Raw genomic sequence first — 14,112 nt, 5'->3', positions numbered from 1 at the left:
GGCGTGGCCACCGTGCTCCTGGTCGAAGATGACCATGTCGTTCGCGGCGCGATGCTGCGTTCCCTGTCCGACCGGGGGCACGCCGTGCACGCGGTCGGCACGGCGTTGGAGGCGCTGCGCCGGGTCGCCGCCGAGACCCCGGACCTGGTCGTACTCGACCTGGGTCTGCCCGACCTCGACGGCTCCGACGCGCTGCGGATGCTGCGCGGGATCACCGACGTCCCGATCATCATCGCCACCGCCCGCGACGACGAGCAGTCGGTGGTCCGGCTGCTGCGCGCCGGCGCGGACGACTACATGGTCAAGCCATTCACCGGCGCGCACCTGGACGCCCGGATCACCACGGTCCTGCGCCGGGCCGGGCGGGCCAGCCGCAGCATCCAGCCGGTCGTGCACACCGTCGGCGGGCTCCGGGTGGACGTGGGTGAGCGCAGCGCGCACCTCGACGGGGAGCCGCTGGCGCTCACCCGCAAGGAGTTCGACCTGCTGGCGTATCTGGCGGCGCGTCCCGGGCGGGTAGTGTCCCGCCGGGAACTCCTGGAGGAAGTATGGCGTCAGCCGTCGGTCGGCGAGGACCAGACCATCGACGTTCATCTGTACTGGCTGCGCCGAAAGATGGGCGAGTCCGCGGCGAAGCCGCGCTACCTGCGCACCGTGCGGGGGGTGGGCTTCCGGCTGGTGGCACCGGACTGAGGGTGGCGCTGGCGTCCCTGGTGGCCGGGATGGGCACCCTGGTGGCGCTGGCGTTCCTGATCCCGCTCGGCACGACGATGCAGGACCGGGCCCGGGAGGAGGCGCTGGCCGACGCCGCGCGCCGCGCCGCCCTGGTCACCGGCACCCTCGCGGTCAGCACCAGAGCCGAGGACGTCGCCCGCGCCGTGGAGGCGACCGGGGGCGACCCGGCCACCCGGCCCGTCGTCCACGGGCTCGGCGGCGACCCCGGCGGCCGGGCCGACCAGGCGGACGTGGCCCGGGCCGGTCTGGACCGGCACTCGCTCGTCGTCGACGTGCCCGGCGGGCTGGTCCGGCTGGACCCGGTGGTCCTCGGCGACCAGGTCGCGGTGGTGGAGGTCTTCGTGCCGGCGTCGGCGACCGAGGGCGGCGGCACCCGCACCTGGCTGCTGCTCGGCGGGGTGGCCGTGGCCCTGGTGGGCGCCATGGTCGTCGTGGTCGACCGGTTCGCCGCCCGCGCCACCGACGCGGCCCGCAGCCTGGTCCGGGCCGCCGGCGCGATCGGCGAGGGCGAGCTGGCGGTCCGGATCGAGCCGAGCGGTCCGCGCGAGCTGGCCGAGGCCGGGTACGCCTTCAACCGGATGGCCGACCGGCTGGTCTCCACCCGTACCGACGAGCGGGAACTGGTCGCCGACCTGTCGCACCGCCTGCGCACCCCGCTGACCGTGCTGCGGCTGGACGCCGAGGCGCTGGACTCCGACGACACCAGCGTCGGCACGTTCAGCGAGGACGAGCTGGACCGGCGGCGGAGCATCCGGCGGATCCGGCAGGCGATCGTCACCCTCGAGGGTGAGGTGGACGTCCTGATCAAGACCACCCGCAAGGCGGTAGCCCAGGAACCCGGCCCGGCGATGTGCGATGTCAGCGAGGTGGTCCGGGACCGGATGGTGTTCTGGTCGGCGCTGGCCGGGGACCAGAACCGGCCGCACCGGGTGACCGGGGCACAGGTACGCATCCCGGCGCCGGTGCCCCGGGCGGAACTGGCCGCCGCGCTCGACGCGGTGATCGGCAACGTCTTCCGCTACACCCCGCAGGGCACCGCGTTCGAGGTGGCGCTCTCCCGCCGGGACGGCTACGTGGCACTGCGCATCGACGACGCCGGCCCGGGGATCGCCGATCCCGACCGGGCGCTGCGCCGAGGGGCCAGCGACCAGGGCTCCACCGGTCTCGGGCTGGACATCGCCCGGCGGGTCGCCTTGCAGGCCAGCGGGTCGGTGAGCATCGACCGTGCCCGGTTGGGTGGGGCCAGCGTGGTGATGCTGCTGGCCGACCCGGAGGCGACGCCCCGGCCGGTCAACCGGTTCGGACTGGTCGGCCGGATGGCCCGCGAACGGGAGCCCGGTGGGCGTCGTCGCTGGCCCCGCCCCCGCCCTTCGGACGACTGAGATCCCGGCGGTCCGGCGGTTCCGGGGAGGATTCGCTTTCGGCCGGCTCAGGTCTTCCTTAGATCCGGCTTAATGATCGACCACCCCGGCGCACCGGCTGGCAGGCTCGGGGACGCGAACCCATCAGTTCCATCGTTCCACCGGTCTACGCCCCGGGAATCATTCCCACCGGCCGGTGGAGCCCACGCGCGGCGGGGGCGCGGTCCCCCACACCAACCCCCGTCGCGCGTACCCTCCCGGACCGCCGGCTCAGCCGGCCGCCGCCGCGAGGTAGGCGTCGATCTCGGCGGTGAGCCGCCGCTTCTCCGGATCGGGCAGGAAGGCCGCAGTCACCGCGTCGCGGGCCAGCCCGGCCACCCCCGCCGCGTCCAGCCCGAGCAGCCGGGCCGCCACGGCGTACTCGTCGTTGAGGGTGGTGCCGAACATCGGCGGGTCGTCGGAGTTGATGGTGACCAGCACCCCGGCCTCGACGAGGCGCCCGAGCGGGTGCGCGTCGAGGCTCGCCACGGCCCGGGTCCGCAGGTTGGAGGTGGGGCAGACCTCCAACGCGATGCGCCGCTGCGCGAGGTGGGCGAGGAGTTCCGGGTCCTGCGCGGCGGAGATGCCGTGCCCGATCCGCTCCGCGCCCAGGTCCCGGAGCGCGTCCCAGACGGTCTGCGGGCCGGTGGTCTCCCCCGCGTGCGGGGCGGAGCGCAGCCCGGCGGCCCGCGCCTGGTCGAAGTACGGCTTGAACTGCGGACGGGGCACGCCGATCTCCGGACCGCCCAGACCGAACGAGATCAGCCCGTCCGGACGCTGGTCGAGGGCGATGCGCAGGGTCTCCTCGGCCGCCGGCAGCCCGGCCTCGCCCGGGATGTCAAAGCACCAGCGCAGCTCGATGCCGAAGTCCGCCTCGGCCCGTTTGCGGGCGTCCTCGATCGCCTCGCAGAAGGCCGGCGCCGGGATGCCCCGGCGCACGTGCGAGTACGGCGTGATGGTCAGCTCCGCGTAGCGGACCTGCTGGCGGGCCAGTTCCCGGGCCACCTCGTGGGTGAGGATCCAGACGTCGGTGTCGTCCCGGACCAGGTCGACCACGCTGAGGTAGACCTCGATGAAGTGGGCGAAGTCGCGGAACTCGAAGTAGGCGGCCAGCGCCTCCGGGTCGGCCGGCACCGGGCTGCGCCCCTCGTGCCGGGCGGCCAGCTCGGCGACGATCCGGGGCGAGGCGGAGCCGACGTGGTGCACGTGCAGCTCCACCTTGGGCAGTCCGGCGATGAACGAGGACAGGTCGGTCACAGTTTCTCCTCTGCGCGGGCGGGGGTACGGGCCACGAAGAAGACGCGGCGGAACGGGAAGTACACCTGACCGTGCCGGACCGGGTACTGCTCGGCAAGCCGGTTGCCCAGCGCCACGCGGAACCGGTCCCAGGTGGCGTCGTTGAGAGCTGCCCGGATCGGGCGCAGGGCCGTCCCCTCCAGCCAGGTGAACACGGGATGGTCGGCGTCCGCCGAGGCCGGCAGGAGGTGCACGTAGGTGGTCTCCCAGGCGTCCACCGCGCACCCGGCGTCGGTCATCAGCTCGGCGTACGCCACGGCGTCCCGCACCGGGGCCTCGCGCAGCAGCGGAAGGAGTTCGGCCCGCCACGGCCCCTGGTCGGCCACCGCCCACAGGGTGCGGTGCGAGGGGGCATCGTAGTTGGCGGGCACCTGCACCGCCAGCGAGGCACCGGGCGGCAGCTCCCGCGCCCACCGGGTGAGCAGCCGCTGGTGGCCGGGCACCCACTGGAGCACCGCGCTGGCGAGCAGCACGTCGACGTCCGGGCCGGGGCGCCAGTCGTGCAGGTCGCCGACGGTGAAGGTGACCGGCGTGTCCTGCCGCCCGGCCTGGTCGATCATCGTCGGGGACGAGTCGATGCCGAGGATCCGGCTCTCCGGCCACCGGTCCGCCAGGGTCGCGGTGAGGTGCCCGGGGCCGCACCCCAGATCGACCACGGCCCGGGGACGCCGCACCGGGACGCGGGCCATCAGGTCATGGAAGGGGCGGGACCGCTCGTCGGTGTAACGCAGGTAGCTGGTCGGATCCCACACGGCAAACCTCCAAACCGTACGTGTGTCCTGCTGGATCGTGCGACCCCGCGCGCCTTCCGGCGACCGGATCACTAGGCTCAGCCGGATGAGGCAGCGTACCTTCGACCGGCCGGGCCGCCGGGCGGGCGGTGGTGAGCCCGGCCCCCGCCGACGGGCACGCAGGAGGTGGCACGACAGCCGTGCCACGGCAGGGAGGGGAGACGGTGAAGGGGTGGCTTCCACTCACGCTCGGCCTGTTGGCCGTCGTGGTCGGTACGGTCTGGACGGTGCAGGGGCTGGGCTACGTCAGCGGCAGCGTGATGACCGACCAGCGGATCTGGGCGGTGCTCGGCCCGCTGCTCGTGCTGGGCGGGGCCGCGGGGCTCTGGCTCGGGATGCGCGCCCGACGCCCGCGTCCCTGAGCACCGGCTGACCGACGGCCGGAGGCACCGTCCGAATCGGTGGGGCGGCGAGTCGGGTGCGTGTCCGACCAGGACGGAGTGCGTGCTGTGGCGCGACGGGTGGCGCTGGTTCCGCAGGAACGGTCGGAGCCCGACCGGCCGGATGGCCCCGGCGCTCCTCCCGCCCGTCGGCGGCAGATGCGGAAAGCCCCGCGTCCGGGCCGGACACGGGGCTTCACGGGGGCGGACCCAACGGCGCGGGTCAGCCGGCTGGCCGGCGGGGGCCGGCCGGTGCTGCTCAGAGGGGACGGACCTGCTCCGCCTGCGGGCCCTTCTGGCCCTGGGCGATCTCGAACTCCACCCGCTGGTTCTCCTCCAGCGAACGGTAGCCGCTGGACTGGATGGCCGAGAAGTGGACGAACACGTCAGCACCCCCGCCGTCGACGGTGATGAAGCCGAAGCCCTTGTCTGCGTTGAACCACTTCACGGTTCCCTGCGCCATGTGAATCTCCTTCTAAAACTGGCGGCCGAGCACGCCGTGCGGCCGGTTGGCCGTTTTCGAGCAGCGGCGCCTGAGACGGCCCCCTGGCAGGAGACTTCGCTCAACCCACGCCATCTCTCAACAGCGGGGAACAGCAAACCACGTACGCAAAAACTCTGCCACAGCCTACCTGACGAAATTCTCCTACATGTGACCCGAAGGGTGCCGGGAACCGGGCCGGGTGGACATGCCACGGCCCCCGTCCGGACGTCGGACGGGGGCCGGGGAGCGCCGCTCAGTCCGGCCATTGGCCGGTCAGCCGACGGACGCCGACCGCGCCACCGCGGTCGACCGCCGCCCGCACCGCCGAGAAGATCGCACCCTGGAGGGCGGCGGCGGCCAGGATCTCGCCCCAGCCACGATCCTCGTCGGTGGCACTGGGCGCCTCGCCGTCCCCCGCGGTCATCTTCCACACCTGCCGGAACAGCACACCGGCGACCGCACCGGCGGCCAGACCGAGGAGCACACCCACCGGCTTGTACGCGGCCCTGTTGATACCCCTGCTCACCTGCGCCTCCCCCGGACGATCAACAACACCACCACGGTCGCCAGCGCGCCGGCCGCGACCACCGCCCACGGCACCGGGTCGCGGCGCACCATCGTGCCCGTCCCCTGCGCCTGGACACGCGCCGTCCCGGCCGTCTGCGCGGCCTGTCCGCGTACCTTGGCCATGGTCAGGGCCGCCTGGCTGCGGACCTGACCCGCCTGGTCCCGCACCCGTTCCTTCGCCTGCCCGGCCTGCTCGCGCACCCGTTCCTTCGCCTGCCCGGCCTGCTCGCGCACCCGCTCCCGGGCCTGTTCGGCCGACTCGCGCAACCGCGCCTTGACGTCGACCTTGGCGGCGAGCGCCTCCACCGTCTCACCCAGTTCGATCCGGGTCCGTCGGATCTCCTCGCGGAGGGCCTCCGGGTCCCCGCTTCCGTTGCCCGTCATGACCGCCCCCTGTCCCGGACCGCGGCGGTGACCGTGTCGACGTCCGCGCGGACGCTGCGGACCGCCGCCGCCGGCACCGGCGGGACCGCCTGGCTGACCTGCTTCTTGCCGACCAGGGCGAGGATCCCCGCGACCGCGAAGAGCACCACGGCCACGATCAGGGCGGCCACCCACGCCGGCAGCGCCTGCGCCAGCAGCAGGACGACGGCGGTGAGCAGTGCGCCGAGCCCGTACATGGCGAGCACCCCGCCGCCGCCGAAGAGGCCGACCCCGATGCCGGCGTGCTTGCCCTTCTCGGTCAACTCCGCGCGGGCCAGCGCCAGCTCGTCCCGGACGAGTCGGGACACCTGCTCCGTGGCGCGCTGCACCAGCTCGGCGGTGGACGGCTCGTTGCGGGCCCGGGACGTACCGGGGTTCGCGACTTCAGCCATGCTGTCCTCCTTTCTTCATCACCGCGCTGTATGCCCTGAGTCGCCAGGGATCAATCCTGCGCGGGGCGACCAGTCGAACCGGACCGCGCCGAGCGGCACGTCCCCACAAACCACCCGCTCAAACCCAAAAGCGGAGCAGACCGGCGGACGGCGGGGTCGGACGCAGGAGTGCCCGACAGGTGCAACGCCGCGCGGGCGGCGAGGTGACGTCCGGTCCGGCGCACCGGTGGGATGGGACGGGGAGTCGCCCCGGGATCAGCGGTGGTTGTCGGCCGGCTCGGCGGCCCGCCCGGCGTCCACCTGCCCGTGACCGTCGACCTGCCCGTGACCGTCGACCCGCCCGTGACCGTCGGCCGGCCGGCGACGGGAGGGGTCCGGCTCGTCCCCGTTGCGGCGGTGGCCGTCGTCCGGCTCGTCCGGGCCGACGAAGGCCTCGCTGCGGGCGTCACCGTCGTCGCTGCCGCCGAAGAGGCGGGCGTCGTCCGGGGGGTTGCCGTCCGGGGGGTTGCCGTCCGGGCGGCGACGGACCGGACGGCGCGGCTGCACCCACTGCCAGGGCAGGTCGCTGGTGGCGTCGCCCAGCTCGGTGCGCGTCCGGGGCATGGCGGTGGGGCGCTGCTCGCGTACCCAGCCGACCAGGTGCTCGCGGACCAGGCACCGCAGATCGAACAGGTTGCCGGCGTTGGCGGCGCTGACCAGGGCCCGGATACGGACGTTCCCGCCGGTGGCGTCGGTGACCTGGAGCACGCAGACCCGGCCGTCCCAGAGTTCGGTGCTCTCGACCAGGCGGCGCAACTCCTCGCGCATGGCCTGCACCGGCACCGCCCAGTCGAGGTCGAACTCGGCGGTGCCGAGCACGGCGGCCTGGGTCCGGGTCCAGTTCTGGAACGGCTTGCTGGTGAAGTACGAGGTGGGCAGGATCAGCCGCCGGTCGTCCCAGATCTGGACCACCACGTAGCTGAGGGTCAGCTCCTCGATCCGGCCCCACTCCCCCTCGACGACGACCACGTCGTCGAGGCGCACCGCGTCGCTGAAGGCCAGTTGCAGGCCGGCGAAGACGTTGCCGAGCAGGCTCTGCGCGGCCAGGGCGGCGACCACGCCGACCACACCGGCGCTGGTCAGTACGCCGGCGCCGATGCCCCGGACGCTGGGGAAGGTCATCAGCATCACGCCGACGGTGAGCACCACGATCACCGCGATGGTGAGCCGGCGCAGCATCACCACCTGGGTACGCACCCGGCGGGCGTGCCGGTTGTCCGGCACGTCGATCCGGAACCGGGCCAGCGCGACGTCCTCGGTGACCACGAGCAGCGCGGCCACCAGCCAGGCGGTGCTGGCGATCACGCAGAGCACCAGCAGGTGCAGCACCACCTGCCGCCACTGGTCGCCGACCGCGTAGCCGGTGCTGAACCGGATGCCGAACTGGACGGCCAGCACCGTGGTGGCGACCTTCAACGGCCGGTGCGCGTGGTCGGCCAGCTCCCCCATCAGCAGCGAGTTCCGACCGAGCCGGCGGACCAGCCGATGGGTCACCTCGACCGCCAGAAGGGCGATCGCCGCCGCGGCGAGCACGGCGACGACCGTCCCGAGGTAGCTCTGCACTGCTTCTCTCCCTCATGCCGAGCGGGGGGTGGTCAGCTGGCAAAGGCACCATGCTGCCCGCCGAACGACGAATCGACCAGGTTCAGACCTTGCGGTAGCGGGACTGGAGGAAGCAGTACGCGCCGAAGGCGGCGATGCCGAGCGCGACGAGGGTGAGCAGGATCGTGCCGTAGGACTGCTCGCGCAGGGTCCGCAGGGCCGCGTCCAGGCCGCGGGCCTTCTCCGGGTCGTAGTTGACCGCAGCGACGACGACCAGGATGCCGGCGATAGCGTACGCGACGCCCTTGGCGGCGTAACCGGCCATGCCGAGGCGACGCGCCAGCTTCCGGGTGCGGGCGTCCATCTCGCCGGTCTTCAGGTGCTTCTCGAAGCGCTTGGTGGCGCCGTAGACGACCAGGCCGACGCCGATCGCGGCGAGCCCGAGCCCGGCCAGACCGACCAGCCAGCGACCGCCGGAGGAGGTCATCAGCTCGCCGGTGAGCGCCTCCTGCTTGTCGGCGCTGTTGGAGCCGGCGTCGGAGAAGACCTTCCAGGCGGTCCAGGCGAAGTAGAGGTAGACGACGGTGCGGCCGGCGGAGGCGATCCGCTCGGCGACCCGCTCCCCGCCGCGCTCGGCGCGGTGCCCGGCGGCGGCTTCGAGCCCCTGCCAGATCGCCATGGCGAGCAGGCCGACCGCGATCGCGACGACGAGGAACTTGCCCATCGGCTGGGCGGCGAGGGTACGCAGGGCCCCGGACTGGTCACCGTCGTCGGACGACTGACCGAAGGCGATCTGCAACGCCAACCAGGCGAAGAGGAGGTGGACGATCCCGTAGCCGATGAAGCCGACCCGGGCGAGGGTCTCCAGCCAGCGGCTGTTCGCGGTGCGGGAGGCGGTGGTCTGGGCGCTGTGGGTGAGAGACATGGCGGCAGATTCACCGATCCCCATGGTCCTCAAACGTCGGCCACCGCCGCCCGCCCCGGTCGGTCGTCGGGACCGAACCCGGTCAGTTGCCCGGGTTGCGCGCCACGCGGATCGTGACGTTGGCGTCGGTGACACTGTCCACCGACACCGTGAAGCCCCCGACCTCGGTGGCCTGCTGCCCGGTGGTCAGGGTGAGCTGCTCGCCGGCGACCTCGACGGTGACCTGGTCGTCCTGGGCGCCGATCAGCTTGGCCTCGATGCCGAGGATGTTGGCGCTGGCGTCGACGCCCCGGTCGAAGGTGACGGTGCAGGCGTCCAGTCCACAGTCGGTGGAGGCGTTCTCCGAGCTGCACCCGGCGAGCACGGCGACACCCAGCACGAGGCCGGCGACCAGACCGGCGGCACGGCGGGCGGGAGTGAGGGCGGTGGTGGCGCGTCGGTTCGTCACGGGTGCAAGAGTACGCAACGCGATCCACCCCAGCATCACGACGATCTTGCCGGGGCGGGCGGAAACAGGGGTGCCAGAGGTCGCGCTAGGGTGCCCCGCATGTCATTCGACGTCACCCGGGTCCGGGCCGCCTACCCGGCGCTGACCGAGGGTCACCTGCACTTCGACGGTGCCGCGGGCACCCAGCCGGCGGCCGGGGTCGTCGAGGCGGTCGCCGGGGCGATGCGCCACGCGGTGGGCAACCGCAGCACCGCGTTCGCCCCCGGCCGCCGGTCGCTGGAGATCGTGGCGGAAGCCCGCGCGGCCGTGGCCGACCTGCTCGGTGTCGCGACCGAGGGTGTGCTGCTCGGGCCGAGCGCGACCGCCCTGACGTACACGCTGGCCCGGACGCTCGGCGACACCTGGCGGCCCGGCGACGAGGTGGTGGTGTCCCGGCTGGACCACGACGCGAACGTCCGGCCCTGGGTGCAGGCGGCCGAACGGGCCGGGGCGACCGTGCGGTGGGCGGAGTTCGACCCGGCCACCGGGGAACTGCCCACCGGCCAGTACGCCGACCTGGTCCGTGAGCGGACCCGTCTGGTCGCGGTGACCGCCGCCAGCAACGCCGTCGGCACCATGCCGGACGTCGCCGCGATCGCCCGGCTGGCGCACACGGTCGGGGCGCTGGTCTGCGTGGACGGGGTGCACGCCGTGCCGCACGGGCCGGCCGACGTGCCCGCCCTCGGCGCGGACTTCTTCGTCACCAGCGCCTACAAGTGGTCCGGTCCGCACCTGGCCGCGCTGGTCGCCGATCCGGACCGCTGGGAGCGGCTGCGGCCGGAGAAGCTGCGGCCCTCGTCCGACGCGGTGCCGGACCGCTTCGAGTACGGCACACCGAGTTTCCCCCTGCTGGCCGGACTGACCGCCGCGGTGGAGCACCTGGCCGGGCTGGACCCGATCGTCCGGGGCGACCGGCGGACCCGGGTCCGGGCCGGACTGGCCGCCGCGCGGGCACACGAGCAGGTGGTCTTCGACCGGCTGCTGGCCGGGCTGGCGACGCTGCCCGGGGTGACCGTGCTGCCGGCCCCGGCCGGGCGTTGCCCGACGGTCTCGTTCCGGCTGGCCGGGCTGACCCCGGCGGCGACCGCCACGGCGCTCGGGGCGGCCGGGATCTGCCTCTCCCACGGCGACTACTACGCCTACGAGTACTTCCAGGCGCTCGGGCTGCGGGAGCGCGGCGGAGCGGTCCGGGCCAGCGTCTACCACTACAACACGGTCGAGGAGGTGGACCGGTTGCTGGCCGAACTGGACCGGCTGGCCTCCGGCGGAGGGAGAATGGCCGGGTGAGCTACCTCGTCGAGGACGACCCGGCCCGCCGCCGCTTCGAGATCCTGGTCGACGACGCGCTGGCCGGGTTCACCGCGTACCGGCCGCGCGGCGCGGACGTGCTGGTCTTCACGCACACCGAGGTGGACCCGGCGTTCCAGGGAAAGGGCGTCGGTGGGGCGCTGATCCGGGGCACGCTGGACGAGGTACGCCGACGCGGTGCGCGGGTGGTCCCCCGCTGCCCGTTCATGGCCGCCTTCATCGACCACCATCAGGAGTACACCGACCTCGTCACCTCGGCCGACGAGCCGTAGGAGGCCGGGGCGCGACGAGACGCTTCAGCGGTCCGAGCGCCACGGAGCCAGCATCGGAACCGTCAAGGGCCGGCCGGTTGCGCGACCGGTCCCACTGAACTGGCCGACGCCTGACCCACCGGCTTCGGCACGATCACCTCAGGGCCGTACGCGGGCGAGCAGCTCGGCGGCGGCCCGCGCCCCGGCCATGCTCGCGCCGTGCGTGGCGACGTGCACCCGCCCGGTGACCAGCACGGGCAGGCCCAGTTCGACGACCACCGCGTCCGGGCGGACGGCCAGGGCCCGTTCCACCGCGGTCCGCATCCACCCGTGCCGGTGCAGGTCCCGGACGACCAGCACGAGGGGACGGTCGGGCGGGCCGGCGGCCGGGGCGGCGGGGACGTCCGCCTCGGCGTACCGGACGGTGGTGGTGCCGGGAAGCAGCTCGGCCAGGGGCGCGCCGATCCCCCACGGGGTCTCCGCGCCGATGGCGATGTTGCGGGGCGGCGCGAACTCCACCACGTGCGCCGGGGTGGTCAGCGGCACCAGCGACCCGCCGTCGGCGGTGGTGACCCGGACCGCCCGGCGCGCGGCGGCCAACCCGACGCCGTCCGGCCCGGCGTACCGGAGGCGGTCGGCGCGGGCGGTGGTGGTCCAGGCGGCGAGTTGGCCGACCCGCTTGGCCGCCTCGGCGAGCCGTTCCTCGGGGAGTTCCCCGTCCACCACGGCGGCCACGATGCCGTCGCGCAGCCGGCGGACGGTCTCCTCGTCGGCGCTTTCGCCGCCGACGCAGATCGCGTCCGCCCCGGCGGCGAGGGCCCGGACCGCCGCACCGGTGAAGCCGTAGGTGTCGGCGACCGCGCGCATCTCGATCGCGTCGGTCACCACGACACCGTGGAAGCCCAGCTCGTCGCGGAGCAGGTCGGTCAGGACGCGTCGGCTCAGGGTGGCCGGCAGGGCGGGGTCGAGGGCCGGGACCAGCAGGTGCCCGGTCATCACCGCCTGCACCCCGGCGGCGATCGCCGCCCGGAACGGCACCAGCTCGCCGGTGTCGAGGCGGGCCCGGTCGGCGGTGATCCGGGGCAGGTCGTGGTGCGAGTCGACCCGGGTGTCGCCGTGTCCCGGGAAGTGCTTGGCGCAGGCCGCGACCCCGCCGGCCTGGAGGCCACGCACCCAGGCGGCGGTGTGCCGGGCGACCAGCGCGGGATCGGCGCCGAACGCGCGCACCCCGATCACCGGGTTGTCCGGGTTGGAGTTGACGTCGGCGTCCGGCGCGTAGTTCAGGGTGATGCCGGCGGCGGCCAGTTCCGCGCCGAGGTCCCGGGCCACCTCCTCGGTGAGCGCCGGATCGTCGACCGCGCCGAGGGCGAGGTTGCCCGGGCGGGAGCTGCCCGGCCCGGACTCGATCCGGGTCACGTCGCCGCCCTCCTCGTCGATGGCGACGATCACGTCCGGCCGTTCCGCGCGCAACGCGGCGGTGAGCGCGGCGACCTGGGCCGGGTCGACGACGTTGCGGGCGAACAGGACCACCGAGCCGAGCCCCTCGCCGAGCCACCGACAGATCCACGGGGGCGGGGTGGTGCCGACGAAGCCGGGTTGCAGGACGGCAGCGGCCAGGCTCGCCAGGTTCCCCATCGGTGCGCTCATGCGGTCCCCGTACCCCCTCGGTGTCCCGGCGGCGGTCTCCCCCGCCGCCTGCGGTGCTGCCATGGTCACACCGGCCCGACTAATAGTCAATAAACCTTTCTATTACTGAGAGTGGCGGACCGGTCGACCCGCGCCGTGGCACCGACGTGCGCGGTCGTGCGACAGTGCGGGGGTGCATCCCTCGCTGATCATCGCCGCCGACGAGGTCGACTGGTACGACATCCCCGGAGTCCGCCTGCTCGGACTGGTCGTCGGCGGCCTGCTCCTGATCGCCGCGATCCGCGCCATGTTCCGCTGACCCGACCGCGCCGGTTCGCGCCCGTTCCGGGCCGGCGTGACACGGGCCGGGCGGGCGGGACACCGACGGTGCCCGCCGGGCCCGGTGTGACGCGTCACCGCCGGGGTACCGCAGAGGTTGTCCGGCCGGAGGGTCCGGCGCCCCGGACGCGGCGAGGGGGAGACATGCGGATCGGCTACTTCCTGTCCAGCGAGGAGTTCACCCCGGCCGAACTCGTGGAGCAGGCGCGCGGCGCCGAGCGGGCCGGCTTCGAGGCACTGTGGATCTCCGACCACTACCACCCCTGGGTGGACGCCCAGGGCCAGAGCCCGTTCGTCTGGTCGATGATCGGCGCGCTCAGCCAGGTCTGCCGGCTCCCGGTGACCACCGCGGTGACCTGTCCGACCGTCCGGATCCACCCGGCGGTGCTGGCTCAGGCCGCAGCGACCAGCGCGGTCCTGCACTCCGGGCGGTTCGTGCTCGGCGTCGGCTCCGGCGAGGCCCTCAACGAGCACATCCTCGGCGACCCGTGGCCGGGCGCGGACGTCCGGTTGGAGATGCTCGAGGAGGCTGTCGGGGTGATGCGCGAACTCTGGGCCGGCGGCTTCGTCAACCACCGGGGCCGGCATTACACCGTCGAGCACGCCCGGATCTACACGCTGCCGGAGGAGCCGCCGAAGATCTACGTGTCCGGCTTCGGCCCGAAGGCCGTCGACCTGGCCGCCCGGATCGGCGACGGCTATGTCAACACCTCTCCCGACGCCGACCTGGTCCGCCGGTTCCGCGACGGCGGGGGCGGCGACAAGCCGTGCCAGGCCGGCTTCAAGGCCGCGTACGCCGACAGCGTCGACGAGGGCGCGCGGATCGCGTACGAGCGCTGGCCGAACGCCGGGGTGCCGGGCGAGCTGTCCCAGGTGCTCCCCTCGCCGCGCCACTTCGAGCAGGCCGCCCAGATGGTGGGCCCGGACACGGTGCGGGAGGCGTTCGTCTGCGGTCGGGACGCCGACGCGCACCTGGCCAGGATCGACCAGTACGCCGAGGCCGGCTTCGACGAGATCTACGTGGCCAACACCGGCCCGCACTGGCAGGGGCTGTTCGACCTGTACCAGCGCGAGGTCCTGCCCCGGCTCAGGTGACCCGGACCGACCCCACGGCGCCCGCCGCCACC

General features: G+C 73.8%; 15 protein-coding genes and 2 pseudogenes. 7 read left to right on the top strand and 10 right to left on the bottom strand.

Going from position 1 to position 14,112, the window contains the following annotated elements:
* Positions 1-3 precede the first annotated feature (3 nt).
* Positions 4-693, top strand: a complete 690-nt coding sequence (locus ACIBJE_RS23760; RefSeq protein ID WP_396751754.1) for a response regulator transcription factor — start codon at positions 4-6, stop codon at positions 691-693.
* Positions 694-713: 20 nt separating this feature from the next.
* Complete coding sequence (locus ACIBJE_RS23755; RefSeq protein ID WP_396751851.1) at positions 714-2,117, top strand: ATP-binding protein; 1,404 nt, start codon at positions 714-716, stop codon at positions 2,115-2,117.
* Positions 2,118-2,366: 249 nt separating this feature from the next.
* Here ACIBJE_RS23755 and ACIBJE_RS23750 read toward each other — a convergent pair whose 3' ends face one another.
* Together ACIBJE_RS23750 and ACIBJE_RS23745 are read right to left on the bottom strand one after the other, a co-directional pair.
* Positions 2,367-3,392: an adenosine deaminase gene (locus ACIBJE_RS23750; protein ID WP_396751753.1), complete on the bottom strand. Its 1,026-nt coding sequence runs from the start codon at positions 3,390-3,392 to the stop codon at positions 2,367-2,369.
* Positions 3,389-4,183 (bottom strand): trans-aconitate 2-methyltransferase, encoded by a 795-nt coding sequence (locus tag ACIBJE_RS23745; RefSeq protein WP_396751751.1) that lies wholly within the window; start codon positions 4,181-4,183, stop codon positions 3,389-3,391. The genes ACIBJE_RS23750 and ACIBJE_RS23745 overlap by 4 nt, the downstream gene beginning before the upstream one ends.
* A gap of 203 nt (positions 4,184-4,386) precedes the next feature.
* Here ACIBJE_RS23745 and ACIBJE_RS23740 point away from each other — a divergent pair, with 203 nt between their 5' ends.
* On the top strand, positions 4,387-4,584 hold the full coding sequence (locus tag ACIBJE_RS23740) for a hypothetical protein (RefSeq protein ID WP_396751749.1): 198 nt from the start codon (positions 4,387-4,389) through the stop codon (positions 4,582-4,584).
* Positions 4,585-4,861: 277 nt separating this feature from the next.
* Here ACIBJE_RS23740 and ACIBJE_RS23735 read toward each other — a convergent pair whose 3' ends face one another.
* The 7 genes and pseudogenes from ACIBJE_RS23735 to ACIBJE_RS23705 all read right to left on the bottom strand — a co-directional run bounded on the left by ACIBJE_RS23735 (position 4,862) and on the right by ACIBJE_RS23705 (position 9,422).
* Positions 4,862-5,065 (bottom strand): cold-shock protein, encoded by a 204-nt coding sequence (locus tag ACIBJE_RS23735; RefSeq protein ID WP_067306996.1) that lies wholly within the window; start codon positions 5,063-5,065, stop codon positions 4,862-4,864.
* A gap of 274 nt (positions 5,066-5,339) precedes the next feature.
* Complete coding sequence (locus ACIBJE_RS23730; RefSeq protein WP_396751849.1) at positions 5,340-5,600, bottom strand: DUF4235 domain-containing protein; 261 nt, start codon at positions 5,598-5,600, stop codon at positions 5,340-5,342.
* A gap of 221 nt (positions 5,601-5,821) precedes the next feature.
* Positions 5,822-6,037 (bottom strand): annotated as a pseudogene (locus ACIBJE_RS23725) (DUF3618 domain-containing protein); the annotation flags it as partial.
* Positions 6,034-6,468, bottom strand: a complete 435-nt coding sequence (locus tag ACIBJE_RS23720) for a phage holin family protein (RefSeq protein WP_396751747.1) — start codon at positions 6,466-6,468, stop codon at positions 6,034-6,036. The gene ACIBJE_RS23720 and the pseudogene ACIBJE_RS23725, both read right to left, overlap by 4 nt.
* 393 nt (positions 6,469-6,861) lie before the next feature.
* Positions 6,862-8,070: pseudogene (locus tag ACIBJE_RS23715) on the bottom strand (mechanosensitive ion channel family protein); the annotation flags it as partial.
* Positions 8,071-8,152: 82 nt separating this feature from the next.
* Positions 8,153-8,974, bottom strand: a complete 822-nt coding sequence (locus ACIBJE_RS23710) for a DUF1206 domain-containing protein (RefSeq protein WP_396751745.1) — start codon at positions 8,972-8,974, stop codon at positions 8,153-8,155.
* An 82-nt stretch (positions 8,975-9,056) separates the two neighbouring features.
* On the bottom strand, positions 9,057-9,422 hold the full coding sequence (locus ACIBJE_RS23705) for a hypothetical protein (protein WP_396751743.1): 366 nt from the start codon (positions 9,420-9,422) through the stop codon (positions 9,057-9,059).
* A 99-nt stretch (positions 9,423-9,521) separates the two neighbouring features.
* Here ACIBJE_RS23705 and ACIBJE_RS23700 point away from each other — a divergent pair, with 99 nt between their 5' ends.
* Positions 9,522-10,748, top strand: coding sequence for a cysteine desulfurase-like protein (locus tag ACIBJE_RS23700; protein WP_396751741.1), 1,227 nt, complete (start codon positions 9,522-9,524; stop codon positions 10,746-10,748).
* Positions 10,745-11,041 (top strand): GNAT family N-acetyltransferase, encoded by a 297-nt coding sequence (locus ACIBJE_RS23695; RefSeq protein WP_396751737.1) that lies wholly within the window; start codon positions 10,745-10,747, stop codon positions 11,039-11,041. The genes ACIBJE_RS23700 and ACIBJE_RS23695 overlap by 4 nt, the downstream gene beginning before the upstream one ends.
* A gap of 138 nt (positions 11,042-11,179) precedes the next feature.
* On the opposite strand, the gene ACIBJE_RS23690 is transcribed toward ACIBJE_RS23695, so the two are convergent.
* Positions 11,180-12,667, bottom strand: a complete 1,488-nt coding sequence (locus ACIBJE_RS23690; protein WP_396751734.1) for a glycoside hydrolase family 3 protein — start codon at positions 12,665-12,667, stop codon at positions 11,180-11,182.
* A 172-nt stretch (positions 12,668-12,839) separates the two neighbouring features.
* On the opposite strand from ACIBJE_RS23690, the gene ACIBJE_RS23685 reads away from it, so the two are divergent.
* Positions 12,840-12,965, top strand: a complete 126-nt coding sequence (locus tag ACIBJE_RS23685) for a hypothetical protein (RefSeq protein ID WP_396751856.1) — start codon at positions 12,840-12,842, stop codon at positions 12,963-12,965.
* Positions 12,966-13,129: 164 nt separating this feature from the next.
* The gene (locus ACIBJE_RS23680; RefSeq protein WP_396751732.1) at positions 13,130-14,080 is read left to right on the top strand and encodes a TIGR03557 family F420-dependent LLM class oxidoreductase; all 951 of its coding nucleotides are present in this window, start codon (positions 13,130-13,132) and stop codon (positions 14,078-14,080) included.
* Positions 14,081-14,112 lie beyond the last annotated feature (32 nt).

The organism is Micromonospora sp. NPDC050187 (assembly GCF_044459745.1).
Lineage (GTDB): Bacteria > Actinomycetota > Actinomycetes > Mycobacteriales > Micromonosporaceae > Micromonospora.
The sequence above is the reverse complement of the archived record's forward strand: the minus strand, read 5'-3'. Positions and strand labels throughout refer to the sequence as shown.